Genomic DNA, 24,823 nt, shown 5'->3' on the forward strand with positions numbered 1-24,823 from the left:
TCCGCCCCTCAATCCCGCCCTCAATCCCGAGGCGGGCTTTGCAGGTACAGCACCAGGAGCCGCACCAGGCTTTCCAGCGCGTCGGCATGGATGCGCTCGTAGCCGTGCGAGGCGTCGATGCCGAAGCACACCAGCGCCGTTCGGATGTCGTTGCCGGCCTCGATGGCGGACGCGCTGTCGCAGCGGTAATAGCGGAAGACGTCGCGCTGGTGCGGGATGTTCTGCGCCTGGCACAGCGCGATCAGCGAATGGGTCAGCGCCATGTCGAAGGGGCCGGTGCTGTCGGCCATGGCGATGGTGACGCCGTACTCGCTGCTGTTCTGTCCCGGCGCGGTGGTGCCGTTGTCGATGGTCACCATCTCCGCCACGTCCTGATGCAGGATGGAAGAGGCGCCGGACCCGACCTCCTCGGAGATCGTGAACAGCAGATGGCAGTCGACGGGCAGGGCAGCCTTGGCATCGACCACCGCCTTGGCGGCGCCCAGCATCACCGCCACCCCCGCCTTGTCGTCGAGATGGCGCGAGACGATGTAGCCGTTCTCCAGGAATTCCGGCTGCGGGTCGATCGACACGATGTCGCCGATGTTGAAGCCGCGCTCCTCCAGGTCGCGCCGGTTGGCGACCGGGGCGTCGACGCGCAGCTCCACCTGCTGCCAGGTGACCGGCTGGCTGTCGACTTCCTTGTTGAAGGTGTGGCCGGACGCCTTCAGCGGCAGGATGGTGCCGCGCCAGGGGCCGCGGTCGGTCAGCACGGTGCAGCGCGCCCCCTCGGCGAAGCGCGACGACCAGTGGCCGATGGGCACCAGCTCCATCCGGCCATTGTCCTTCAGCATCTTCACCTGGGCGCCCAGCGTGTCGACATGGGCGACCAGGGCGCGGTCGGGGGTGGAGCGCACCCCCTTCAGGTCTGCCCGGATGGCGCCGCGCCGCGTCAGCTCATAGGGGATGCCCATCCGCTCCAGCTCGGCGCAGCACAGCCGCACCACGTCGCCGGTGTGGCCGGTCGGGCTCGGCGTGGTCAGCAGCCGGTAAAGAACGTCGGTGACATAGCCCATGTCGATGGGCAGCGGCACGGCCATGGTCGGATTTTCCTCCTGCTGAAAGTCCCCTCTCCCCCCCGGGGAGAGGGTTAGGGTGAGGGGGTCGCGCGGCGGCCCCTTACCGAGAATCCACGCGGTGCATCCCCCTCACCCCGGCCCTCTCCCCGCTTTCGGCGGACCAAGGGTCCGCCTGTCGCGTCAGCGCAAACAGAGTTTGCGCGAGAGCGGGGGGGAGAGGGGGGCTACAGCACCCCCCGCGTCTGCGGGAACAGCAGATCGACGAAGCGTTCCGCCGTCGGCTGCGGTTCGTGGTTGGCGAGGCCCGGACGCTCGTTCGCCTCGATGAAGACATGGCCGGGCCGGTCCGGCGCCTCGACCAGCAGGTCGAATCCCACCACCGGGATGTCCAGCGCGCGGGCGGCCACCGTCGCCACCTCCACCAGTTCCGGGTGCAGGCTGTCGGTCACGTCGTGGATGGTGCCGCCGGTGTGCAGGTTCGCCGTCTTGCGCACCGGCAGCACCTCGCCCGCCGCCAACACGTCATCCAGGCTTTTCCCGGCCGCGGCGAGGCAGCGGTCGGTCTCAGCGTCCAGCGGGATGTGGCTTTCACCGCCGGTGGCGGCGGCGCGGCGGCGGCTCTGCGCCTCGATCAGTTCGCGCACCGTGTGGCTGCCGTCGCCGGTGACCTCGGCCGGGCGGCGCACCGCGGCGGCCACCACCTTCTTGTCGATGACGATGATCCGCAGATCCTGTCCTTCATAGAACTGTTCCAGCAGCACCGTGTCGCAATGCTGGCGGGCCGATGCGATGGCGCTTTCCATCGTCCCGGCATCGCGCACGTCCACCGTGATGCCGCGCCCCTGCTCGCCGCGCGCCGGCTTGATGACGATGCGGCCATGGGCCGCCAGGAAGGCGGCATTCTCCTCCGCCTCGCCCGCCACCGCCTGGGCCGGGACCTTCAGGCTGGCGCGTTCCAGCACGCGCCGCGTCACCGCCTTGTCGTCGCAGCGGCTCATGGCGACGGCGCTGGTCAGCTCGCTCAGCGATTCCCGGCACACCACGCTGCGCCCGCCCCAGGTCAGGCAGAAATAGCCGGCCTCGGCATCCAGCACATCGACGCCGATGCCGCGCCGCCGCGCCTCGTTGACGATGATGGTGGCATAGGGGTTCAGCTGCTCGCCCGGCTGCGGCCCGGTGAACAGCCGCTCGTTGATCGGGTTCTTGGTCTTCAGCGCGAAGGCCGGAATCCGGCGGAAATTCAGCTTCTCATAGAGCCCGATGGCGCTCTCGTTGTCGTGCAGCACCGACAAATCGAGGAAGGCGCGGCCGCGCGCCTGCACATGCTCCGCCACCGTGCGGACCAGCGTCTCGCCGATCCCCGGAAAGGAGGCCTGCGGATCGACGGCCAGGCACCACAGCGAGCTGCCGTTCTCCGGATCGCCATAGGCATGGGCATGGTCCACCGCGGTCACCGAGCCGATGATCTCGCCGGTTGCGTCGTCGCAGGCGACGAAATGGGTCAGCACCCGGCTGTTGCGCGACGCCACCAGGAAGGAGGAGGAGACCGGCACCATCCGCCGCCGGGCATAGATGCGCTGCACCCCCTCGGCATCCTCGCGCGTGCGCAGCCGGCGGACGCTGTAGCCCTTGGGCCGGCGCCGCGACGGCCGGTAGTCGGTCAGCCACAGGCGGAAGGTGTGGGAGGGGTCGAGGAACAGCTCCTGCGGTGCGCGCGACAGGGCGACATGCGGGTCCTGCAGATAGAAGACGATGTCGCGGGTGCCCGGCGCCTCCTGCCGCAGAGTCTCGATCATGCGGTCGAGATCGTCGAAGGTGTGGGCGAAGATCAGCCGTCCCCAGCCGCAATCGACCGTCACGTCGGCACGCGGCGCGTCGGCTCCGGTCTCCCCCGCCGGCGGCCGGCCGGTGTAGCGGCGGGTGTGGCGCAGGGTGGCGCTGGCGGCGCGTTCCAGCCGGTGCGGTTTCACGCGGGCGTAGCTCATGGGATCCCCCTGGTCGTCGGATGCGGCTCCACGCATTGGCAACATCCGGGAATGCGGATCGGTCCCGCGCCCGAATGCCCCGGCGGAGCGTCTGTCGTTTTGAGGCGCCTGCTTACAGGCCCTGTTCCTGGAACCAGAATTCCAGCAGGGCGACCTGCCACAGCTTCGATCCCCTGAGCGGCGTGATGTGGCGTTCCGGATCGGCCAGCAGCCGGTCGAGATAGTCGCGGCGGAACAGCCCGCGCTGGCGCGCCGACGGGGCGTTCAGCACGTCGCGCACCCGCTCCAGGAACGGACCCCGCAGGTATTTCAGCGCCGGCACCGGGAAATAGCCCTTCGGCCGGTCGATCACCGCCGCCGGCACCACGCGGCGCGCCGCCTCCTTCAGCACATATTTGCCGCCGTCGGGCAGCTTCATCTCCGCCGGGATGCGGGCGGCCAGCTCCACCAGCTCATGGTCGAGGAAGGGCACGCGCGCTTCCAGCCCGGCGGCCATCGTCATGTTGTCGACGCGCTTCACCGGATCGTCGACCAGCATCACCGTGGTGTCGAGCCGCAGCGCCTTGTCCACCGGCCGCTCGGCGCCCGGCATGGCGAAGCGCTGCTCCAGCCAGCGGCGGGAATGGTCCTCGCCGATGAATCTCGGATCCAGCGCCTCGGCCATCTCCGCATGGTCGCGGTCGAAGAAGACGCGGGCGTAGTCGCCGACGGCGTCCCGGCTCTCCAGCAGCGGCGGATACCAGTGATAGCCGCCGAACACCTCGTCGGCGCCCTGGCCCGACTGCACCACCTTCACCTGCTTGGCCACCTCCTGCGACAGCAGGAAGAAGCCGATGTTGTCGTGGCTGACCATCGGCTCCGACATCGCGCGCACGCAGTCGGTCAGCTCCGGCAGGGCGCGGGCGCTGTCGACGAAGAGGCGATGGTGGTCGGTGCCGAAATGCTTGGCGACGATGTCGGAATACTGGAACTCGTCGCCGCGCTCGTCGCCCACCGTCTCGAAGCCGATGGAGAAGGTCTTCAGCCCGCTCTGCCCGTTCTCGGCCAAGAGCGCGGTGATCAGCGAGCTGTCCAGCCCGCCCGACAGCAGCACGCCGACCGGCACATCCGCGACCAGCCGGCGGCGCACCGCGCGGGTCAGGGTTTCCAGCACCAGCTCGCGCCACTCGGCGAAGTCGCGCCCCTCGTCGCCGGCCTGCGGCCCGAAGGTCAGCGACCAGTATGTGTGTTCGCGCCGCGTGCCGTCCGGCTCCACCACCAGCACCGTGGCGGGCGGCAGCTTCCGCACGCCCTTCAGGATGGTGTAGGGCGCCGGGACGACGGCGTGGAAGCTCATGTAATGGTGCAGCGCCACCGGATCGACGTCGGTGTCGATCCCACCCGATGCCACCAGGGCAGGCAGGGAGGAGGCGAAGCGCAGGCCGCCGGGAATGTCGGCCAGATAGAGCGGCTTGATGCCCAGCCGGTCGCGGCCCAGCACCACCCGGCCGCTGTCGCGCTCATGGATGGCGAAGGCGAACATGCCGTTCATGCGCTTGACGAAATCCGGGCCCCAAGCGTGATAGGCCTTGATCAGCACCTCGGTGTCGCCGTCGGAGAAGAAGCTGTAGCCGAGCCCGGCCAGCTCCTCGCGCAATTCCTTGTGGTTGTAGATGCAGCCGTTGAAGACGATGGCGAGGCCGAGAGCGGAATCGACCATCGGCTGCTGCGATGCCTCGCTGAGGTCGATGATCTTCAGCCGGCGATGGCCGAAGGCGACGCGCCCATGGGCGAACAGGCCATGGCCGTCCGGCCCGCGCGGAGCCAGCCGGTCGCACATGGCCTGGACGGCGGCCGTGCTCGCCGCCTCGCCGGATTTGAAACGAATCTCGCCACTCACTCCGCACATCGGCTGTCGAGCCTCCTCGTTGGTTCAGGACGAAGGGGCGCCAGACCCGTCAAAAGGGCCGAACTGCACCACCGCTACCCGCGTGGAACAACGGCTGGCAGGGCTCAAGGTTCCTTTGGGAGAGCCGTTTACAGCCCGAAGAAGCCGCGCAGCCGGGTCAGCAGCGCCTGCGATTCCACCGCCGGCTGCGGTGCGGCGCCCTGCTGGCGGTTGGTTTCGGCGGCGTTGCGGCTCTGGCGCTCGGCCATCAGCTCGGCCAGCCGTTCGGCCAGTTCCGGCCGGCGGCGCAGCACCGGGTCCAGGTGGCTCCGCGCCAGCTCGAACACCACGGAGTCGGTGCAGGCGACCACCGAGGCGCTGCGCGGCTGGCCGGTCAGCAGCGACATCTCGCCGAACAGGTCGCCCGGCCGCAGGCGCGTCAGGTGCAGCACCCCCGCCCGCTGCCCGTCCATCGGGTCGGTGAAGAACGCGGAGGCGGGGGCGGCGACCTGCACGTCGAACACGCCCTCGGCGATGACGAACAGCGACTCCCCGGCATCGCCCTGGCGGACGGCCGGCGACCCGGCCGGCACATGGATCTGCCGCATCGCCAGGGCCAGCGCGTCGACCTCGTCGTCGTCGAAGGCGTCGAACAGCTCGGTCTGGCGCAGCAGGCCGCGGCGCAGGGTGTCGGTGTCGGGCAAGGCAGGCTGGCGCCGGCGGATCTCCTGCTTGGGCCGGGCCGGCTCGATCCCGGCACGGGCGAGGTTGCCCACCACCGCCGCCAGCACGGAATCGCGCACCAGCGCCACCCGCCCGTAATCGTCCAGCCAGTAGCGCGCCTGATAGGCGATGCCGTTGGGCGTCACCGCCTCCACCACCACGTCGGGCCTTGGGGTGGTCAGCACGCCGTCGGCGCACAGCATGGCCGACAGCAGGATGCGCTTGGCGCGCTCCACCGGCACCTCCTGGTCCAGCAGGATGGGGACGGTGGTGCGGAAGGCCGGGCTGGGGCGGCTGTAATTGACGAAGCGGCTGCCGGCGACGATGCCGTTCGGCACGACGATGGCGGTGCCGTCACCGGCGATCAGCCGGGTGGCGCGCCAGTTGATCTCGTCCACCCGCCCCGACACGCCGGGCGACAGCTCCAGCCAGTCGCCGATGCGGTAGGGGTGTTCGATGTTCAGCGCGATGCCGGCGAAGATGTCGGCGATCATGTTGCGCAGCGCGAAGCCCAGCACGGCGATGGCGACGCCGGAGGTCGCCAGCAGGCCCGTCACCGGCTGCTCGAACACGAAGGCGAGGATCGCCACCACCGCGACGCCATAGACGAAGAAGCGCATCAAATCGGCCAGCAGCCGCGGGATGCGCGGCGGCCGCGGCAGGCCGTCGGGGCCGATCCCGCCGTTGCCGGCCGCCAGCAGGTCGATCAGCCGCGCCCCGCCCCAGGCGGCGACCAGCCAGGCAGCGGACGCGACGGCGATGTCGAACCCGCTGCTGAGATCCGGGCCGACCAGCGGCTCCAGATGGCGGTGCAGCCATGGCTTCGCGGCGGCCAGAGCCGTCAGAAGGGCCAGGACCAGGGCAGGGGCGGACAGACGCCGCAGGGCGCTCATCGACGGGGTTCTCCTCGGCGGCTGGCCTTCGGGGGCCGGGCGAGGGCGACGATGGCACGAGCAGGCGGCGTCCCGTCAAGGGATCAATTCAAACCATCCAGCCCGATCAGGGGCTTGATCTTTCACACCTTCACCACCTGCCTCGTCGCCGGCGGATAGCCCATGACGAAGCCGCGGATCACCGGGTCTGTGCCCGCCACCGTGCCGGCGAACACATAGGCGCGGCACAGCACGGCCAGCGCGGTCTCGGCATCGCCGCTCCCGCGCCGGAAGGCCTCCCCGTCGCGCAGTTCGGCGAACTCGCCCTGCCAGAAGGCCGGGTCGTCCAGCGGGCCGAAATTCATCGCCCAGAAACCGAAGGCCCGTCCCGGCCGCTCCCACCGGCCCAGCATCGCCATGTTGCAGTGCCGCTCATCATGCACAATCCGGTCGTACAATCCGCTGACGGTGTCCGGCTCGCCTTCCAGGACTTGCAGGAAGGTTCCCTCATGCTCCACAAGGAAACCGGTTACGCCCAGACGCCGATTGTTTGCCGAGCTTCGTACGCAAATGTCCGCCAGTGCTGAAAAAGGCAGCAGGGGCACCGCATCGCTTCGGTAAAGCAAAGTCAACATCGGCATCCTCCCTTTCGCTGGGTCCATTTTTATTATGATGGTGGAGCGAAATCCGGCGCGAGATAACCCTTTCTTTCGTAGAATCGTTGACGCACCCAGCGGACATAGTCCGAACCGGATGGACGCTAACGGCAGCTGCGGAAGGCACCCATGTCGAGGTGGAAATGGTTGCGGTGCGCCTCGTTGTAGTCGGGGCCCAGCACCACGTCGAAGAAGCGGCAGGCGCCGTCGCGCAGGTCGCGCAGGAAGGCCGCCTTGCGCCCGTCCGCCCCGTTGCCTCCCTTCGCCTGCCAATCGGCCAGCACGCCGATCCGCGTTCCGTCGGCCAGCACGAAGGCGGCGAGGTCGATGGCGTTGGCGGTCGCATGCTCGCTGCGCCGCCCCTCCGCCCGGCCATAGACGTTGCGGCAGGCATAGGTGCCGAGATGCTCGACCCGTGCCACCCTCTGCCCGAAATGCCGCTGCGCCGCCGGCTGGAGGGCGTTCGCCTCGAACAGGGTCCAGGCGGCGGCCAGCCCGCAGGTGGCGACGAAGCCGCTGCTGAACGAGACATCCGACCGCGACACCCGCACCACGCCGCTGAGCGCGCAGTTCTCGTCCGACGGGCGGTCGGGCAGGGAGGTGAAGCGCAGGCCGGTTTCGCCCAGCGCCGCCCGGCACTGCTCAGGCTCGCCGGTCAGCCGCGCCAGCTTGAAGCCGGTCAGCCAGTCCGGCTCCGCCCGCAGATCGAGCCGCGCCCACGGGTCGTAGCGCGGCGGCACCGCGATCAGCCCGGCCCACACGCCCGCCGCCGCGCCGCCCAGCGCCAGCAGGACCAGCAGCGCCAGCCATCCCAGCAACCGCGCCATCGCGCGGTGTCTACCGGTCGAGCAGCCCGTGCCGCCGGTGCCAGTCCTCCAGCGACTCCTCCGGATAGCGGGCGAACTGCACATCGTTGGGGCCGTTCGGCACCTCCACCCACGGCGCCTTGAAGTCCAGCATGATGTGGACCTGCTCCGGCGGGGTCGGCAGCGGCGTGTCGATGGCCGAGGCGAAGGGATGGACCAGCTCCGGCCAGGCCGGATCCTCCGCCCACAGCGCCGTGCCGCAGTGCTTGCAGAAATGCCGGTGCGACGGGCCAAGGTGGGTCTGGCCGGGACGGTCGGGGTCCTCGATCGGCGCCCGCCACGTCGCCACCGCCTCGCGCCCCTCGACCTCAAGCGTGTCGGCATCGCCGCCGAGATTGATGGCATATCCCCCGCCGCCGGCACTCTTGCGGCAGATGGTGCAATAGCAGCGCATGTAGGGGACCGGCGTCGGCGAGTTCAGCGTAAAGCGAACGGCGCCGCAGCGGCAGGAACCGGACAGTTTCATGGCAGGGGACTCCGCGATTCGAGTGCGTTCCTCCGCACCAGATGGGGCGGCCGCCGCTGTTTGACAGCATCCGCGGTGGTGAAGTTTTCGGTGGAACTTCTGGACGGAACTTCCCGGAGGAACGCGGCGGAAGGGCTGCTGTTACCTCCGCGATCCCTTTCGTGGAACCACCTGCCAGCAGTCGGAGCGGTCATGTCCCAGCCAACAGGTCCAGCCTTCCAGGGCCACGCCCAAAAACAGCCGGCGCCGCCGCCGGACGCCATGGAGGTCAGCCTGACCATCAACGGCAGCCGCAAGACCCTGCACGTCGCCCCCTGGACCAGCCTGCTCGACGCCTTGCGCCTGCATCTCGACCTGACCGGCACCAAGAAGGGCTGCGACCATGGCCAGTGCGGCGCCTGCACCGTGCTTGTGGACGGCCGCCGCATCAATTCCTGCCTGACCCTGGCGGTGATGGCGGAGGGGCGGACCGTCACGACGATTGAAGGGCTTGCCAGCGGCGACGCGCTCCACCCGTTGCAGGAGGCCTTCGTCGAGCAGGACGCCTTCCAGTGCGGCTATTGCACCCCCGGCCAGATCTGCTCGGCGGTCGGCCTGCTGGAGGAGGGGCACGCCAAGTCCGACGACGACATCCGAGAACTGATGAGCGGCAACCTCTGCCGCTGCGGCGCCTATCCCAACATCGTCGCCGCCATCCGGCAGGTGATGGACGCGCAGCCGGCGGCCAAGGACGGAGGCGCGTCATGAGGGCCTTCTCCTACGACCGTCCCGACAGCGTCGATGCGGCCTTGCGCGGCGTCGCCGGCCAGCCCGGCACGACGACCGAGGCGGCGGTGAAGTTCGTGGCGGGCGGCACCAACCTGCTCGACCTGATGAAGGCCGACGTGATGCGGCCGGAGCGTCTGGTCGACATTTCCCGCCTCGGCCTCGACCGCATCGAGGACACCGACGACGGCGGCCTGCGGCTCGGTGCGCTCGCCCGCAATGCCGACACCGCCTATGACGCGCGGGTGCAGGCGCGCTATCCGATGCTGTCGAAGGCGATCCTGGCCGGCGCCTCGGCCCAGCTGCGCAACATGGCGACCAACGGCGGCAACCTGCTGCAACGCACGCGCTGCTATTACTTCTACGACACCGGCACCCCCTGCAACAAACGGGAGCCGGGGACCGGCTGCGGTGCGCTGACCGGGGTCAACCGCATCCACGCCATCCTGGGCGCCAGCGACAGCTGCATCGCCGTCCACCCGTCAGACATGTGCGTGGCGCTGGCGGCGCTCGATGCCGTGGTCCGCGTCAGCGGCCCCAAGGGCGAGCGCACCATCCCCTTGGCCGACTTCCACCGCCTGCCCGGCGACACCCCGCACATCGACAGCAGCCTCGCCGCCGACGAGCTGATCACCGCCATCGACCTGCCGGCGCAGGGCTTCGCCGACCATTCGACCTACCTGAAGGTCCGCGACCGCGCCTCCTACGCCTTCGCGCTGGTGTCGGTCGCCGCCGCGCTCACGATGGACGGCCAGACGATCCGCAGCGCCCGGCTGGCGCTCGGCGGCGTCGCCCACAAGCCCTGGCGCGATCCGGCGGCGGAAGCCGAACTGGCCGGCAAGCCCGCCTCGCTGGAGACTTTCCGCGAAGCAGCACGCGTCCTGTTGCGCGATGCCAAGGGCCAATCCCACAACGCCTTCAAGATCGGACTTGCCGAGCGCGCCATCGTCCGGGCGCTGGCCGAAGCCGCCGGAGTGGAGCACTCATGATCGCCAAACCGACCATCCCCGCTCCGCTCGACCGTCCCGGTTCGCAGATCGGCAAGCCCGTCAGCCGCGTCGACGGCCGGCTGAAGGTGACCGGCGGCGCCAAATACGCGGCGGAGTTCAGCACGCCCGGCCTCGCCCACGGCTACATCGTCTCCAGCGCCATCGCCCGCGGCCGCATCCTTACCATCGACGTCTCGAAGGCGCTGGCGCTTCCCGGAATCTTCCAGGTCTTCACCCACGAGAACCGGCCGAGCCTGCCCTGGTTCGACCGCAAGTGGAAGGACGACGACGCGCCGAAGGGCTCGCCCTTCCGCCCGCTCTACGACGCGACGATCCACCATGCGCTCCAGCCCATCGCCCTTGTGGTGGCGGAGAGCTTCGAGCTGGCGCGCTACGCCGCCCGGCTGATCCATGTGACCTACGAGGCGGACGACCACCAGACCGACCTGCGTGCGGCCAAGGCCAACGCCTTCACCCCCGGCAAGGACAAGGGCGGCTTCCAGCCCCCGCCCAAGCCGCGCGGCGACGCCGACAGGGCGCTGGCCGAGGCGGAGGTCAGCGTCGACCTGAACTTCTCCCAGGCGGTCGAGCATCACAACCCGATGGAGATGCACGCCTCCACCGTCATCTATCACACCGACGGCAGCCTGACCGTCCATGACAAGACGCAGGGGCCGATCAACACCCAGACCTATGTCTGCAACGTCTTCGACCTGTCGAAGGATTCGGTGCGGGTGATCTCCCCCTTCGTCGGCGGCGCTTTCGGCTCGGGCCTGCGGCCGCAGCACCAGCTGTTCATGGCGGTTCTGGCGGCGACCGCGCTGAAGCGCTCGGTCCGGGTCGAGCTGACGCGCCCGCAGATGTTCAGCTTCGGCCACCGCCCGGAAACGCTCCAGCGCGTGGCGCTGGGGGCGAAGAGGGACGGCACCCTCACCGCCGTCATCCACGAGGCGGTGCAGGAGACCTCGCAGACCGAGAATTACGTCGAGGTCGTCGTCAATTGGTCGGGCCAGCAATACAAGTGCGACAATGTCCGGCTGGACTACAAGCTGGCGCGGATGGACACCCACACCCCGCTCGACCAGCGCGCTCCCGGTGCCGCCATCGGCGTCCCGGCGCTGGAGATCGCCATGGACGAGCTGGCGGCCAAGCTCGGCATGGACCCGCTGGAGCTGCGGCTGAAGAACTACACCGAGGTCGATCCCAACACCGGCAAGCCCTTCTCCAGCAAGGAGCTGCGCGCCTGCTTCCAGCAGGGCGCCGAACGCTTCGGCTGGCACAAGCGCAGCCATGCCCCCCGCTCGATGCGCGAGGGCCGGCAACTGGTCGGCTGGGGCATGGCGACCGGCGTGTGGGACGCCATGCAGGGGCAGGCGGTCGCCTCGGCCAAGCTCGGCATCGACGGCACGCTGACGGTGGGCAGCGCCACCGCCGACATCGGCCCCGGTACCTACACGGCGATGACGCAAATCGCCGCCGACATCCTGGGGCTGCCGATTGAGAAGGTGTCCTTCCAGCTCGGCGACACCAACCTGCCGATGGCGCCGTTGCAGGGCGGCTCCTGGACGGTGTCGTCGGTCGGCTCCGCGGTGAAGGCGGTCTGCGACCGGCTGCGCGACAAGCTGGCCGGTCTGGCGGCCGGGCTGAACGACGGTCCGTTGAAGGGGCTTAAGGCCGACGACCTGACCTTCGCCGACGGCTTCCTGATCGCCAAGGCCGACCCGTCCTGGCGTCTGTCGATCACCGAGGTGATGCGGGCCAACGATCTGCTGGTGCTGGAGGACGAGGCGCGCTCGGTCCCCTATTACAAGTCTCAGATGAAGCATGCGCTCGGCACCCACTCCGCCATCTTCGCCGAGGTGCGGGTGGACGAGGATCTCGGCACCGTGCAGGTGACCCGCGTGGTCAGCGCGGTGGCCGCCGGCCGCATCATCAATCCCAAGACGGCGCGCAGCCAGATCCTGGGTGCGGTGGTGTGGGGCATCGGGATGGCGCTGGAGGAGGAATCGATGATCGACCAGCGGCTGGGCCGCTTCATGAACCACGATTTCGGCGAGTACCACATCCCGGTGAACGCGGACGTCCACGACATCGACGTCATCTTCGTCGAGGAGCATGACGACATCGTCAACCCGCTGGGTGCCAAGGGTGTCGGCGAGATCGGCATCGTCGGCGTCCCCGCCGCCATCGCCAACGCGATCCATCACGCGACCGGCAAGCGCCTCTGTGACCTGCCCATCACGCTGGATAAGATTTTGGAGGCTTGATCATCAAAGAAGTCCCCTCTCCTACACCGGGAGAGGGGACAACCTGTCACCTTCGCGGCTGCCGGCAGACCCGGCAACCGCTAAAAAACTCCGACATCACCCCATGATGTTCTCGTCCGCCATGCGGCGAGGCATGTCGGTTTCGTGCTGGCGGTCCTGCTTCGGCGCCTTGGTGACGCTGAAGCCGATACCCGACAGCAAAAGAACGCCCAACGAGGCGACGGTGACGATGTTGCAAAGCATAGCGACAGACCCTTTCCCTAACCTCTTTCGGCCGCCCGGTTCGATGGGCAGCCAGACCCTTATTGTGCGGTCTCCTGGGCAATAGACGCCGGGAGCCGTTTCTTTCTTCCGTGGGCCAAGCCGGGACGAGGAAAAAATATTCGTCCGTTGTTCGGACTGTATTTACTTCCAACACCTTGCCGGCACAGGCCTTGCGGAGCGGTCAGATAGTCCCGCTGCTGCGAACTGGCAATGGAAGCCGGCGACATATCCGCGCAGCTCTGGTTAACAAAATTGTCATGGCAGCGTTCGGGTTGAGGCCTCATCCCCTCTCCCCCCGGGGAGAGGGTTAGGGTGAGGGGGGCGCGTGGCGTGCCTTATGCGGCTGAGCGGCACTTCGCTTCTTGCCGATCCACATCATGCATCCCCCTCACCCCGACCCTCTCCCCGCTTTCGGCGGACCGGAGGTCCGCCTGTCGCGTCAGCGCAAACCTCGTTTGCGCGAGAGCGGGGGGAAAGGGAGATTTCTGGCAAAATACAGGAGTCGCCTGATGCCCCCCGCAGGGTCACCGTCACCTTCAGTCCCTTACCTCCGGTCCCGGCATCCAGCCGGACCGAAGCCCCCAACCGGTCGGCGAGGGCGCGGACGATAGCAAGCCCCAGCCCGCTGCCGGTACGCGGCGGCTCGCCCGGACGGTCCAGGCGGTAGAAGCGTTCGAACACCCGCCCGCGCTCCGCCTCCGGGATGCCGGGGCCGTCGTCCTCGACCTCCATCACCGGCCCCGTTGCGGTGTCTCCTCCGACCCGCACCGTCACCGTGCCGCCCGGCCGGTTGTAGCGGATGGCGTTGTCCAGCAGGTTGCCCAGAAGCTCCCCCAACAGCACGGCGTTCCCGGCGACCCGCAGGGCGGTCCCGTCCTCCGGCCCTTCAAAGCGCACCTCGACATCCTGGGCCAGCGCCGCCGGCACCTGCTCGGCGGCAACCTCCATCGCCACCTGCATCAGGTCGGCGACCTCGGGGGCGGCGGGAACCGCCGGTGCATCCTCGTCGGCGCGGGCCAGCGCCAGCAGCTGGACCAGCAGCCGCTCCAGCCGCTTCACCGCTCCGTCGACGTCGTCCAGCGCCGCGCGCCCCTCGGCGCTGTCGGTGCCGTAGCGGCGCAGCAGGGCCAGATGGGTGCGCAGCACCGCCAGCGGCGTGCGCAGCTGGTGCGAGGCGTCGGCGGTGAAGCGCCGCATCGTGCCGATGGACTGGTCCAGCCGGGCCAGCAGCCCGTTGATGGCGACCACCAGCGGCAGCACCTCCGCCGGCACCACCGCCAGCGGCAGCGGCACCAATGCCATTCCCCCGCGCGCCGAGCGGGCATCGATCACCCGGCGCAGCCGCTTCAGCGGCGCCAGCCCGCGCCCGACCGCCCCCCACACCAGCATCCCGCTGCCGCCGACCAGCGCCACCTCCAGCAGGGTCAGCCACAGCAGCAGGTCGACCTCCAGCGTGCGCCGTCCCGCTGTCGTCTCCGCCACCTGGACCAGCACCGGCTGCGGCACGCCGTAGAGCCGCCGGACCTGTGCCGCCACCCGCACCGGATGGCCGTGATAGGAGGCATCGCGGAACACCGTGACGTTGGTCGGCATCGCCTGGATGTCCGGCAGCGGCAGGTCGAGATAGCCGGTGATCACCCCGCCCTCATGGGCGACGTTGTAATAGATGTTGTCGCGGGCCTGGCTCTCCAGCATGCCGAAGGCGACCGCCGGCAGGTCGACCGTCACCTCGCCGTCATCGTCCCCCACCGCCAGCCGCTCGGCGATGGCCAGCGTCGAACCGGCGAGCAGCCGGTCATGGGTCGATTGCACGAAGCCATGGATCAGCGCCGACCCGCCGACGCCCAGCCCCACCGCCAGAGCACCCAGCGGCACCAGCAGCCGGGTCAGCAGCCGGCGGCGCAGTGACGGCACCCGCTCCGGCCGGCCCACCCGAATGGCCGCCATCAGGGATTTTCCATCAGATAGCCCAGCCCGCGGATGGTGCGGATCTGCGGCCCGTCCGGTTCCAGCTTCTTGCGCAGCCGGGCGACATACAGCTCGATGGCGTTCGGCGCCACCGGCTCGTCGAAGCCGAACACCTCGCCGGCCAGCCGGTCCTTCGGCACCACCTTGCCGGCCCTGGTGATCAGCCCCTCCAGCACCGCCAGCTCGCGCTTGCGCAAATCCAGGACCCGGCCGTTCAGCGTCACCGTCGCGGTGGAGCGGTCGTAGCGCAGGGCGCCGCAGGCCAGCTCCGGCACCGGCGTGCCCTGGCCGCGGCGCACCAGGGCGCGCACCCGCGCCTCGAACTCCGCGGGATCGAAGGGCTTCAGCAGGTAGTCGTCGGCGCCCAAATCCAACCCCTTCACCCGGTCGGCCACCGCCTCCCGCGCGGTCAGGATCATCACCGGCACGGTGGAGCCGCGGCGGCGGATGCGGGTCAGCACCTCGAACCCCGACAGGTCGGGCAGGCCCAGATCCAGCACCACCAGCCCATAGGGCTCCGCCCGCTCCAGCCGCACCGCCTCCTCGCCCGACGCGACATGGTCGACGGCATAGCCGGCCAGCTTCAGCCCGCCGGTCACCCCGCGCGCCAGCGCCGCGTCGTCCTCCACGATCAGGATGCGCAAGGGAGCCGCCTATCGTCCGATTGGGCCATCATCCGACCGCACCTGTTCCGTTCCACCAACAATTTTCATCCGCGACAGATTGGCGACAGGTTGATTGCCTATAGTCACGGCAAATCCGCTTGTAAGCCCAACCAACCCGGCCCGCAACGACGCCGTGGAAACCAACCGCAGGAGAGGAAGAGATGCGCACCAAACTGGCCCTTCTGGTCGCGACGGCCCTCACCGTCACAGTGTCCGTCGCCGTGCCCGCCTTCACCGCCGGCACCGCCCAGGCGCAGTCGGTCCCCGCCGGCTACGACCCCGCCTATGCCAAGATCATCGAGGCGGCGAACCAGGAAGGCGCGCTCAGCATCTATTCCGCCACCGACGCGGCCGCCGTGTCGGAACTGCTGAAGGGGTTCGAGGCGCTCTATCCCAAGGTCAAGCTGGAATATGCCGACCAGAACTCGACCGAGATGTACAACCGCTTCATCAGCGAGGCGGCGGCCAACACCGGCACCACCGACCTGATGTGGTCGTCGGCGATGGACCTGCAGATGAAGCTGGTCAACGACGGCTACGCCCAGTCCTACAGCTCGCCCGAATCGAAGAGCATCCCCGACTGGGCCAACTATAAGAACGAGGCCTTCGGCACCACCGCCGAGCCGATCGTCTTCGCCTACAACAAGCGCGTGGTGCCGGCCGCCGACGTGCCGAAGACCCACGCCGACCTCGCCAAGCTGCTGGCCGAGAAGCCGGACGCCTACAAGGGCAAGGTCACGTCGTACGATCCGGAGCGCAGCGGCGTCGGCTTCCTCTACATCACCCAGGACGTGCAGGCGAACAAGAACACCTGGGATCTGGTGAAGGCGATGGGCCAGACCGGGGTGAAGCTCTACACCTCCTCGGGCGCGATGATCGAGCGGCTGACGTCGGGCGAGCACACCATCGGCTACAACATGATCGGCTCCTACGTGTACGAGCGCCAGCACAAGGACCCGGAGTCGCTGGGCATCGTGCTGCCGTCCGACTACACCATCGTGATGTCGCGCATCGCCTTCATCCCGAAGGGCGCCAAGCACCCGAACGCCGCCAAGCTGTTCCTCGACTATCTGCTGTCCAAGCAGGGCCAGCAGGCGATGCAGGCGCGCTACATGGGCTCGATCCGCACCGATCTGGCCTCGGCCAACCCGACCGCCGGCATCCCGGAAAGCACGCTGCGCCCGATCCACGTCGGCCCGGAACTGCTCACCTACCTCGACCAGGTCAAGCGCCTGAAGTTCCTGAAGGACTGGCAGAAGGCCCTCCAGGGGAAGTAACTGCTGCTCTCAAGCCCGTGCTTAGTCCCCTCTCCCCCCGGGGAGAGGGTTAGGGTGAGGGGGACGCATGGCGTGGCTCAGTTCGCCGGAAAACACCTCGCGCTCCCCTTAAAATCCACCCAACGCCTCCCCCTCACCCCGACCCTCTCCCCGGGGGGAGAGGGGGCTTGCCCCAAAATCCCTGGGGAGGGCGCCAAAGCCGCCGAATCAAGGAATCCCCCCATGAACCGCGCGACGCGCATCGCGGTGATCGTCGCCATGGCGATTGCCGTGCTGGCCCCGATCGGCCTGGTCGTCTACCAGAGCTTCCTCGACGGGCCGTTCTTCCAGCCCAAGACCGCCTTCACGCTCAGCGCCTACGAGTTCGTCCTGGACGACGAGGATTTCTTCGACGCCCTCTACAACTCGTGCGTCATCGCCTTCGGCATGACCGCCATCGCCGTGCCGGTCGGCGCCATGCTCGCCTTCCTGATGGCCCGCACCGACCTGCCGGGCCGCCGCTGGATCGAGCCGGTGATCCTCGTGCCGATGTTCGTGTCGTCGGTGGTGCTGGCCTTCGGCTTCGTGGTCAGCCTCGGCCCGGCGGGCTTCGTCACGCTGTGGTTCAAGGGCGTCTTCGGCTTCGTCCCCTGGTACCTCTATTCCAAGACGACGCTGATCGTCATCGCCGGCCTGACCCACGTCCCGCACGTCTTCCTCTACACGTCCTCCGCCCTGCGCAGCCTGGGCTCCGACGTGGAGGAAGCGGCGCGCATGACCGGCGCCGGCCCGCTGCGCACGGCGCTGACCGTCAGCCTGCCGATGGTGATGCCGAACATCCTCTACGCCGCCGTGCTGGTCTTCTTCCTGGGATTCGAGCTGTTCGGCCTGCCGCTGGTTCTCGGCGACCCCGAGGGCATCCTTGTGTTGGCGACCTACCTCTACAAGCTGACCAACAAGCTGGGCACGCCGTCCTACCAGCTGATGGCGGTGGTGGTGGTGGCGATCATCTGCATCGCCCTGCCGCTGGTGGCGCTCCAGCGCTTCCTGCTGCGCGCCGCCAACCGCTACGTCTCGGTGAAGGGCAAGGCCGCGGCGCAGAAGCCGGTGTCCATCGGCGTCTGGCGTTGGCCGGCGGCGGCGATGATCGCCGCGTGGCTGCTGTTCACCGTGGTGGTCCCGATCAGCGGTCTGGTGCTGCGCGCCTTCGTGTCGAGCTGGGGCGAGGGCGTCAACCTGCTGGACGTGCTGACGCTGGCCCATTTCCGCGAGCTGATGGAGTTCCCCAACCTGACCCGCGGCATCGTCAACACGCTGCTGATCGCGTCCGTCGGCGGGGCGCTGTCGGTCGGCGTCTACACCATGCTGAACCTCGCCGCCCACCGCTGGCAGTCGGGCTGGACCAGGCTGATGGACTATCTGGTCCTGCTGCCGCGTGCCATGCCGGGCCTGGTGGCCGGTCTGGCGATCTTCTGGGTCTTCCTGTTCACGCCCTTCCTGTCGCCGCTGCGCCAGACCATGATCGCCATCTGGGTCGCCTACACGCTGGTCTGGCTCGCCTACGGCATGCGTCTGGTCAGCGGTGCGCTGCTCCAGATCGGCCCCGAACTGGAGGAGGCCGGCCGCATCGTCGGCGCCAGCCCCGGCCGGGTGTCGCGCGACCTGACGATCCCGCTGGTCAAGGTCGGTCTGTTCTCCAGCTGGCTGCTGATCTTCGTCACTTTCATGCGCGAATACTCCACGGGCGTCTATCTGCTGGCCCCCGGCACCGAGGTGATCGGCTCGCTGCTGGTCTCGCTGTGGGGCACCGGTGCCGTCGACCTCGTGACCGCGCTCTCCACCGTCAACATCGCGATGATCGGCGGCGGCCTGCTGCTGATGTCGCTCTTCGGGAAACGCTCCCATGGCTAAGCTCATCATCGACGACCTGCACCTGTCCTATGGCAGCACCGAGATCCTGAAGGGCATCACCGCCACCTTCGCCCAGGGCGAGATCGTCGCCCTGCTCGGCCGGTCGGGCAGCGGCAAGACCACGCTTCTGCGCTCCATCGCCGGGCTGGAGGAGCCGAAGAAGGGCGTCATCTCCATCGGCGACCAGCCGGTGTTCGACGCCGCCGCCGGCCTCAACGTGCCGTCGGAGAAGCGCGGCCTCGGCCTCGTCTTCCAGTCCTACGCGCTGTGGCCGCACAAGACGGTGTTCGAGAACGTCGCCTACGGCCTGCGCCTCCGCAATGTGCCGAAGGCCGAACTCCAGCAGCGCGTCGCTGCCGTTCTCGACGGCGTCGGGCTCGGCCATCTCGGCGACCGCTATCCGCACCAGATGTCGGGCGGCCAGCAGCAGCGCGTGGCGCTGGCCCGCGCGCTGGTCTACAACCCGCCGGTCATCCTGCTCGACGAGCCGCTGTCGAACCTCGACGCCAAGCTACGCGAGGAGGCCCGCATCTGGATCCGCACGCTGATCAAGCGGATGAACCTGACCGCCGTCTTCGTCACCCACGATCAGGTCGAGGCGATGGCGATTGCCGACCGCATCGTCCTGCTCGACGGCGGCCGCATCGTCCAGGCCGGCACGCCCGAACAGCTCTACACCGAGCCGGTCAGCCTGTTCGCCTCCGAGTTCATGGGCGTCAACAACCAGATCAAGAGCCGGGTGCAGGACAAGCGCGGCGGCTACGCCCGCATCGAGCTGTCCGGCCACCCGCTGTGGGGCAAGGACCGCGCCGGCAAGGGCGTGTCCGAGGAGGCCACCGGCGTCATCCGCCTGGAACAGGTCGAGATGGTGGACGGCCCAGGGGGAGGGGATGGCGAGAACCGCATCCCGGCCGAGCTGGAGACCTCGGTCTATCTCGGCAGCCACTGGGAGCATGTCTTCCGCTGCGGCGACCAGACGCTCCGCGCCTTCGGCCGTCCGCTGGCCGCCGGCACCCACTGGCTGCACCTGCCGCCGGAACAGCTCTGGGTGTTCTGACTGCCGGCCCTCTACCGCCACTGATTTCCCTCTCCCGTCCCGGGAGAGGGCACTCTCACACCTCGATCAGCGCATAGGGCCGCCCGGTCTCCTTGGGGATGGTCTGCGCCACATTGTAGACCGGCGTCCCCCGCAGCGTCTTTCCGCTGTATGTCCCGTGATGCGCATGCCCATGCGCCACCGCCCGCACATTGTCGAAGCGGTCGATGGTCTCCGCCAGCCGCGACGAGCCCAGGAAGGGGAAGATCTCCGTCGGCTCCCCCTCCACCGTCGCGGCGATGGGGGCGTAATGCAGCACGACGAACACCCGCTCGGTGTCGAGCTGCCGCAGCGCGCTCTCCAGCCGCATCGCCTCGTTCACCGCCTCATGGACGAACTGCTTGATCGCCGGCTCGCCGAAGCTGTCGAGCATCCGGTTGCCGAAGCCGCCGCCGAAGCCCTTCACCCCGGCGAAGCCGACGCCGCCGATCTCCTGCGGCGCCCCGTCGAGGAACCGCACCCCGGCCTGGGCCAGGATGTGCTGGACCTCCTCCACATGACCGCATTCGTAATCGTGGTTGCCGAACACCGCGACCACCGGAATGCCGATGGAGCGCAGGGCGTCGGCCAGGATCTCCGCCTCGCGCGGCTTGCCGTGGTTGGTCAGGTCGCCGCACAGCGCCAGCACGTCGGCCTTGCCGGCGATTTCCTGGAACAGCTCGCGATAGGGATATTGCGTGGTCTCGCCGACATGGATGTCGCCGATGGCGGCGACGGTCAGCCTGCGCTCATCCATTCCCGTTCTCCTTCGGGTTCTGCCTGGTGCCCTCCTCCCCGACCACGTCGGCGAAGCCCCACTCGGTGACGTCGATCAGGTAATCCTCGCGCGAGAACAGCCGGCCCCGGCAGATACGGGTCTGGGCGACCGGCAGCTTGGCGCGCTCCTGCATCCTCTCCAGCAGCTCCGCCACCAGCCAGTCGGGCACGCGGTCGCGCTCGGTCGGATAGATGAAGCGGAAGTTCAGCAGGTGGATCAGCAGCACCTCCCAATGCTGCTCCATGTGGGCGAGCAGCCGTTTCCAGTCGATCCTGTCATGCTGCTTCAGGATCATATGGACGACGTCCGGCCCGTCGTACTTGTGGCGCATCTGGACGAAGGATTTGGAGAAGATCATCTCGGTCGGCGCCACCAGCGGCACGTCGCTGCCGCAGATCACCGCGCGATGCTCCTCCTTGAACCAGCGGTCGTTGACCGGGTTGATGGCGACCGCCGAGTTGAAGATGACGTCGAAGAACAGCTCGCCATGCTTGACCTTGCCGATCCAGCGCTCGTCCTCGATCTCCGTCTCGAAGCCATGGTCCTGGAAATGGGACAGGATGCGCGGGAAATCGCCGCCGCGGCAGAAGATGTCGATGTCCTTGGTCGGCCGCGTGATGCCGGTATAGGCGCTGATCGCGTAGGTCCCGCCCAACAGGAACGGGATGTTGGACTGGGTCAGCAGCTTGAGGCTTTCGGTATAGAAGGCCTCGGCCTCCGCGGTGACGGTGGCGCTGCCCTCACGGAGTTCGCTCATGGACCACTCCCCATTGCACCGGCCTTGCGCGGCGGTGCTGCACATTGACCCGGTACAACAGGGCAGGGCGGGGAGTGTTGCGGGACAGGCGTCTGCCGTGCCCTGCGTTTCCGGCTGTGCTTGCCGCGGATCGGGAAATTTGATCTGGTGCGGCAGGGTGGCCTTACCGGGGGTTGAACCATGGAGCTGTCGGCGGGAAGTTCCGCGGATGCCGTCGCCGCGCTCAGCCGGGCCATGCTGCGGCCGGTCGAAAGCGCGTCCGCCTTGCGGGAGATCGAGTCCTTGCTGGAGCGTCTCCGCCATGCCCCGCCGGACGAGCGTGCCGCCTGCGCCACGCAGCTCGGCCGCCTGACCGGCGCTGCCGATCCGGTCCTGCGCCTGTCCGCGCTGGCCGCGATCACCGGCGACCTGCGCCGCTACGACGAGTTGCTCGACCTGATCGAAGCCGAGTTCGAGCGCCCAGAGTTCGAGCACCCGGATCTCGACCGCCTGCTTCACATCTATTGCTGCATGGGCCGCCAGCTTTTCCTGATGCGCATGAACGGGGCGAGCCGGCCCGGCTTCTTCGAGGATCGGCTGTTTCCCCACTACACCCGCCTGATCGGCGCGATCCGCGACCGGCTCGGCCTCGCGCCGCGGCCCCGCCCGGCGGGCAGCCCGGCCACCGGGCGGGTCGTGCTGGTGACGAACCAGTTTCTGTCGCTGCGCCACCAGCCGTCGCGCGACCTGCTGTCCTATGCCGCGGTTCTGGAGGAGCGCTGCGGCCGGGAGGTGGTGATTCTCAACACCAACATCATGCCGGCCGACATCCACAGCCTGTTCGTGCCGTCCTTCGCATCCTCGGTGGAGCCGGCCTTCGACGGCAAGCAGGTGATCGAGGCGGACGGCCGCTCCTTCCGGATGCTGTCCTCGACCGGCCGCGGGCTGAGCCGGGACAAGATCGACTGGTTCCTGCGCGCGGTCGACTGGCACGACCCGGACGTGGTGGTGTCGCTGGGCGGATCGGTCATCGTCGCCGACCTGCTGGCGGCGGCGCGGCCCACCCTCTGCATCCCCACCACCAGCGGGGCCACGCCGTCGCTGGCCGGCATCGTGCTGGATTTCGGCGGGGGGAGCCGGCCGGAAAGCGGTCCGCTTGCGGCCTCATGGCGGCCCTTCCGCTTTCTGCATTCACTGATCGGCGCACCGGAACCGGACAGGACGGTTCCCGCCAAGGCACCCTCCAAAGCGGCGGCCAGGGCCGGCTACGGCCTGCCGGACGATGCCTTCCTGTGTCTGGTGATCGGCAACCGGCTGGACGAGGAGGCCGACGGCGCCTTCCTGGCGATGCTGGAGTCCCTCATCGACCGTGCGCCGCGGGTGGCGGTGGCGTTTGCCGGCGAGGCGGCGGCGCTGCCCTTGCGCCTGCAAGGGTCGCGGCATGCGGAACGCCTGGTCCACCTGGGCTATGTCACCGGCATGGCGGATTTGATGCAGGCGGCGGACGCCTATGTGAACCCGCAGCGCACCGGCGGCCGGGCGAGCGCCGCCGAGGCGCTGGCGGCCGGCGTTGTCCCGGTTTCGCTGCCGGTCGGCGACGTGTCGGCCGTCATCGGCGCCCGGTTCGTCGTGCCCGATTATGCCGCCGCCGTGGAGCGGCTAGCCCTGCTGGCCGAGGATCCCGCCGCCTTCGCCGCTGCCTCTGCCGACGCCCGCGACCAGGGGGCGGGGCGCGCCGATCCGGCGGAAGCCGCGGCTGCCCTGTCGCGCTACCTGGACGAGGCCGTGTCGCTGCACCGGCCTTGCCCGTGACCGCCGGCGGGACTGCCCCACAGGGTCATAGCCAAGGCTATAGAATGAAATATTTGTAATCCGACAGTAACGGAGAGCGTTCATCCGCCTTCTGGCCAGGGCCGTGATCGTCTTTGAAGTGCAAATGACTGTTCGACTTGGCGGTTGACGCGCGGTGACTGCCGCTCTATGGTCGCCGCCGTTGGGGAGTAGCTTCCGGCGGCCTCGCCGGGAACGTGTCAACATTCTTGCGCCCGATGCGGCGCATGGCACGTTCAGCGGACATTCGTCTGCCTAGCGAGACCAGTGTGCCCGAGACTCCGCGCCGGCCGGATTTCGGACATGCTGTCTCATGTGTCCGGCAGGAACCGCTCCCGTGACTCCTCTGTCTATCGTCGTGCTGTCGCTCAGCATGTCTGCCGACGCCTTCGCCGCCTCCATCGGCCGTGGCGCATCGCAGCGCCCCAGCGTCGCCGTCGCCATCAAGGGCGGTCTGGTGTTCGGTGTGGTCGAGGCCATCACGCCGCTGGTCGGCTGGGCGCTGGGTCTGGCGGCGGCCAGTTACGTCGCCGCCGTCGATCACTGGATCGCCTTCGTGCTGCTGTCGCTGGTCGGCGGCAAGATGGTCTGGGAAGGCTTCCAGCCCGAGACCGACGATCCGGAGCGGCAGGCCCGCCGCGCGAGCCCCTGGACGCTGGTCGCCACCGCGGTCGGCACCAGCATCGATGCGGCGGCGGTCGGCGTCTCCCTGGCTTTTCTCGGGTCCGACATCGTCACCATCGCCCTGTCCATCGGCTTCGCCACCTTCGCGATGACCACCATCGGCATGCTGATCGGCCGGGCCGTCGGCCATCGCATGGGCAAGATCGTGGAGGTGCTCGGCGGGTTGGCGCTGATCGCGCTCGGAACGTCGATCCTGGTCGAGCATCTTGAGCTGTTCGCCTGACCGGCGGCGGTGGGGAACGACGAGAAGGGGCATGCGCGAAATGAAAATAATCCTATAAAACGGGAAAATTTCTTATAGGCTTGCCGCGTCCTTTTGCCAAACGCGGAGCCACGCCATGCCCCTCGATCCCCGCAGCTTCACCACCGAAAATTTTCCCCGCTGGGCCGAGGAGCCGCCGACCCCGTCGGAAGGCTCCCTGGTTCCCGGTTCGCAGTTCCAAGAGGAGCAATGGATCATGGCCGCCGGGATGCTGGCCCGCGGCAACAGCTTCCTCCAGGTTTCGCGCGCCATGGGGTGCAGCCGCACCACTTTGTGGCGGGCCTATTACGGATCCAAGGATTTCCGTCACAGGGTGTGGTGGGAGCGGCAGGCGCTGAACCGCGAGGCCGAACTGCGCCTGTCCTCGCTGCGGGTGCTGGTGGCCGAGCAGATCGAGCGGCTGGTCACCTCGGGCGATCCCGCCACCGTCCGCTGGCTGGCCGAACGGCTCGGCCTCATCCCCGGTCTCGGGGCCGCCCGCAACCCCGCGCGGGACAGCCGGGAGATGGGGGCGGAGGAGGAAACGCTGCGGGCGCCCCGCCCGGACGACCCGCCCGCCGTCACCGTCCCCGAACTCGACGACGACATCCCCGGCTATCTGCGCGAGGACGCTGCCGATTGCCCTCTCTCCCCCGGGGAGAGGGAGGGGACCCGCGCCGCAGGCGTGGGGAGGGTGAGGGGGCCGGCGCGCGATCCGCGCGCCGCCAAGGGGCATTCTGCCCCTTGGCAATCCCCTGGCGCGGCCGTTCCGTCCGCGCTGCCCCCCTCACCCAACCCTCTCCCCAGGGGGGAGAGGGCTTACAGGCGGTCGCCTTCGCCTGACGTCGGTGTCCGGCGCCGGTAGGTGGGCGATGGAACATCACCCGAAAACTGTTCCACG

The 24,823-nt window shown here is 68.7% G+C and carries 21 protein-coding genes and 1 riboswitch; of the genes, 9 read left to right on the plus strand and 12 right to left on the minus strand.

Annotated features, from left to right (window positions below):
• Positions 1-20 precede the first annotated feature (20 nt).
• The 7 genes from ACWPN8_RS24155 to ACWPN8_RS24185 all read right to left on the minus strand — a co-directional run bounded on the left by ACWPN8_RS24155 (position 21) and on the right by ACWPN8_RS24185 (position 8,493).
• Positions 21-1,079 (minus strand): osmoprotectant NAGGN system M42 family peptidase, encoded by a 1,059-nt coding sequence (locus tag ACWPN8_RS24155; RefSeq protein ID WP_492242553.1) that lies wholly within the window; start codon positions 1,077-1,079, stop codon positions 21-23.
• A gap of 203 nt (positions 1,080-1,282) precedes the next feature.
• On the minus strand, positions 1,283-3,043 hold the full coding sequence (gene ngg / locus ACWPN8_RS24160) for an N-acetylglutaminylglutamine synthetase (protein WP_492242554.1): 1,761 nt from the start codon (positions 3,041-3,043) through the stop codon (positions 1,283-1,285).
• A 112-nt stretch (positions 3,044-3,155) separates the two neighbouring features.
• Positions 3,156-4,931, minus strand: a complete 1,776-nt coding sequence (locus ACWPN8_RS24165; RefSeq protein ID WP_492242555.1) for an N-acetylglutaminylglutamine amidotransferase — start codon at positions 4,929-4,931, stop codon at positions 3,156-3,158.
• 128 nt (positions 4,932-5,059) lie between these two features.
• Positions 5,060-6,526, minus strand: a complete 1,467-nt coding sequence (locus tag ACWPN8_RS24170; RefSeq protein ID WP_492242556.1) for a mechanosensitive ion channel domain-containing protein — start codon at positions 6,524-6,526, stop codon at positions 5,060-5,062.
• 122 nt (positions 6,527-6,648) lie between these two features.
• Positions 6,649-7,167, minus strand: a complete 519-nt coding sequence (locus ACWPN8_RS24175; protein ID WP_492242557.1) for a BLUF domain-containing protein — start codon at positions 7,165-7,167, stop codon at positions 6,649-6,651.
• Positions 7,168-7,265: 98 nt separating this feature from the next.
• The gene (locus ACWPN8_RS24180; protein WP_492242558.1) at positions 7,266-7,988 is read right to left on the minus strand and encodes an extensin-like domain-containing protein; all 723 of its coding nucleotides are present in this window, start codon (positions 7,986-7,988) and stop codon (positions 7,266-7,268) included.
• 10 nt (positions 7,989-7,998) lie between these two features.
• Positions 7,999-8,493, minus strand: a complete 495-nt coding sequence (locus tag ACWPN8_RS24185; RefSeq protein WP_492242559.1) for a GFA family protein — start codon at positions 8,491-8,493, stop codon at positions 7,999-8,001.
• A gap of 192 nt (positions 8,494-8,685) precedes the next feature.
• Between ACWPN8_RS24185 and ACWPN8_RS24190 the strand changes: the two genes are divergently transcribed.
• The 3 genes from ACWPN8_RS24190 to ACWPN8_RS24200 are packed head-to-tail and all read left to right on the plus strand — an operon-like array spanning position 8,686 to position 12,514.
• Complete coding sequence (locus ACWPN8_RS24190) at positions 8,686-9,240, plus strand: (2Fe-2S)-binding protein (RefSeq protein ID WP_492242560.1); 555 nt, start codon at positions 8,686-8,688, stop codon at positions 9,238-9,240.
• Positions 9,237-10,247: an FAD binding domain-containing protein gene (locus ACWPN8_RS24195; RefSeq protein WP_492242561.1), complete on the plus strand. Its 1,011-nt coding sequence runs from the start codon at positions 9,237-9,239 to the stop codon at positions 10,245-10,247. The genes ACWPN8_RS24190 and ACWPN8_RS24195 overlap by 4 nt, the downstream gene beginning before the upstream one ends.
• Complete coding sequence (locus ACWPN8_RS24200) at positions 10,244-12,514, plus strand: xanthine dehydrogenase family protein molybdopterin-binding subunit (protein ID WP_492242562.1); 2,271 nt, start codon at positions 10,244-10,246, stop codon at positions 12,512-12,514. The genes ACWPN8_RS24195 and ACWPN8_RS24200 overlap by 4 nt, the downstream gene beginning before the upstream one ends.
• 96 nt (positions 12,515-12,610) lie before the next feature.
• Here the strand turns inward: ACWPN8_RS24200 and ACWPN8_RS24205 are convergent, their stop codons facing one another.
• The 3 genes from ACWPN8_RS24205 to ACWPN8_RS24215 form a co-directional block, all read right to left on the minus strand.
• Complete coding sequence (locus ACWPN8_RS24205) at positions 12,611-12,757, minus strand: hypothetical protein (protein ID WP_167421730.1); 147 nt, start codon at positions 12,755-12,757, stop codon at positions 12,611-12,613.
• 396 nt (positions 12,758-13,153) lie between these two features.
• A complete protein-coding gene (locus ACWPN8_RS24210) occupies positions 13,154-14,725 on the minus strand; it encodes a sensor histidine kinase (RefSeq protein WP_492242563.1) in 1,572 nt (523 codons plus the stop codon).
• Positions 14,725-15,390: a response regulator gene (locus ACWPN8_RS24215; protein WP_492242564.1), complete on the minus strand. Its 666-nt coding sequence runs from the start codon at positions 15,388-15,390 to the stop codon at positions 14,725-14,727. Before ACWPN8_RS24215 ends, ACWPN8_RS24210 begins: the two co-directional genes overlap by 1 nt.
• Before the next feature lie 182 nt (positions 15,391-15,572).
• On the opposite strand from ACWPN8_RS24215, the gene ACWPN8_RS24220 reads away from it, so the two are divergent.
• From ACWPN8_RS24220 to ACWPN8_RS24230, 3 genes are all read left to right on the plus strand, one after another.
• Positions 15,573-16,688 carry an ABC transporter substrate-binding protein gene (locus ACWPN8_RS24220; RefSeq protein WP_492242565.1) on the plus strand — a complete coding sequence of 372 codons (1,116 nt, stop codon included), beginning with the start codon at positions 15,573-15,575 and terminating at the stop codon, positions 16,686-16,688.
• Between the two features lie 222 nt (positions 16,689-16,910).
• The gene (locus tag ACWPN8_RS24225) at positions 16,911-18,578 is read left to right on the plus strand and encodes an ABC transporter permease (RefSeq protein ID WP_492242566.1); all 1,668 of its coding nucleotides are present in this window, start codon (positions 16,911-16,913) and stop codon (positions 18,576-18,578) included.
• Positions 18,571-19,635: an ABC transporter ATP-binding protein gene (locus ACWPN8_RS24230; protein WP_109051464.1), complete on the plus strand. Its 1,065-nt coding sequence runs from the start codon at positions 18,571-18,573 to the stop codon at positions 19,633-19,635. The genes ACWPN8_RS24225 and ACWPN8_RS24230 overlap by 8 nt, the downstream gene beginning before the upstream one ends.
• 55 nt (positions 19,636-19,690) lie before the next feature.
• On the opposite strand, the gene ACWPN8_RS24235 is transcribed toward ACWPN8_RS24230, so the two are convergent.
• A complete protein-coding gene (locus tag ACWPN8_RS24235; protein ID WP_109449062.1) occupies positions 19,691-20,410 on the minus strand; it encodes a metallophosphoesterase family protein in 720 nt (239 codons plus the stop codon).
• Positions 20,403-21,188: a nucleotidyltransferase domain-containing protein gene (locus ACWPN8_RS24240; protein WP_109449064.1), complete on the minus strand. Its 786-nt coding sequence runs from the start codon at positions 21,186-21,188 to the stop codon at positions 20,403-20,405. Before ACWPN8_RS24240 ends, ACWPN8_RS24235 begins: the two co-directional genes overlap by 8 nt.
• Before the next feature lie 180 nt (positions 21,189-21,368).
• Here ACWPN8_RS24240 and ACWPN8_RS24245 point away from each other — a divergent pair, with 180 nt between their 5' ends.
• The 3 genes from ACWPN8_RS24245 (at position 21,369) to ACWPN8_RS24255 (ending at position 24,787) form a co-directional block, all read left to right on the plus strand.
• Positions 21,369-22,979 (plus strand): glycosyltransferase, encoded by a 1,611-nt coding sequence (locus ACWPN8_RS24245; RefSeq protein WP_492242567.1) that lies wholly within the window; start codon positions 21,369-21,371, stop codon positions 22,977-22,979.
• Positions 22,980-23,145: 166 nt separating this feature from the next.
• A riboswitch (yybP-ykoY riboswitch) is annotated at positions 23,146-23,332 on the plus strand.
• Positions 23,333-23,334: 2 nt separating this feature from the next.
• On the plus strand, positions 23,335-23,904 hold the full coding sequence (locus ACWPN8_RS24250) for a manganese efflux pump MntP (protein ID WP_492242568.1): 570 nt from the start codon (positions 23,335-23,337) through the stop codon (positions 23,902-23,904).
• A 115-nt stretch (positions 23,905-24,019) separates the two neighbouring features.
• Positions 24,020-24,787, plus strand: a complete 768-nt coding sequence (locus ACWPN8_RS24255; RefSeq protein ID WP_492242569.1) for a hypothetical protein — start codon at positions 24,020-24,022, stop codon at positions 24,785-24,787.
• The last annotated feature ends 36 nt before the right edge of the window (positions 24,788-24,823 follow it).

This window comes from Azospirillum sp. UENF 112521, from assembly GCF_058780665.1.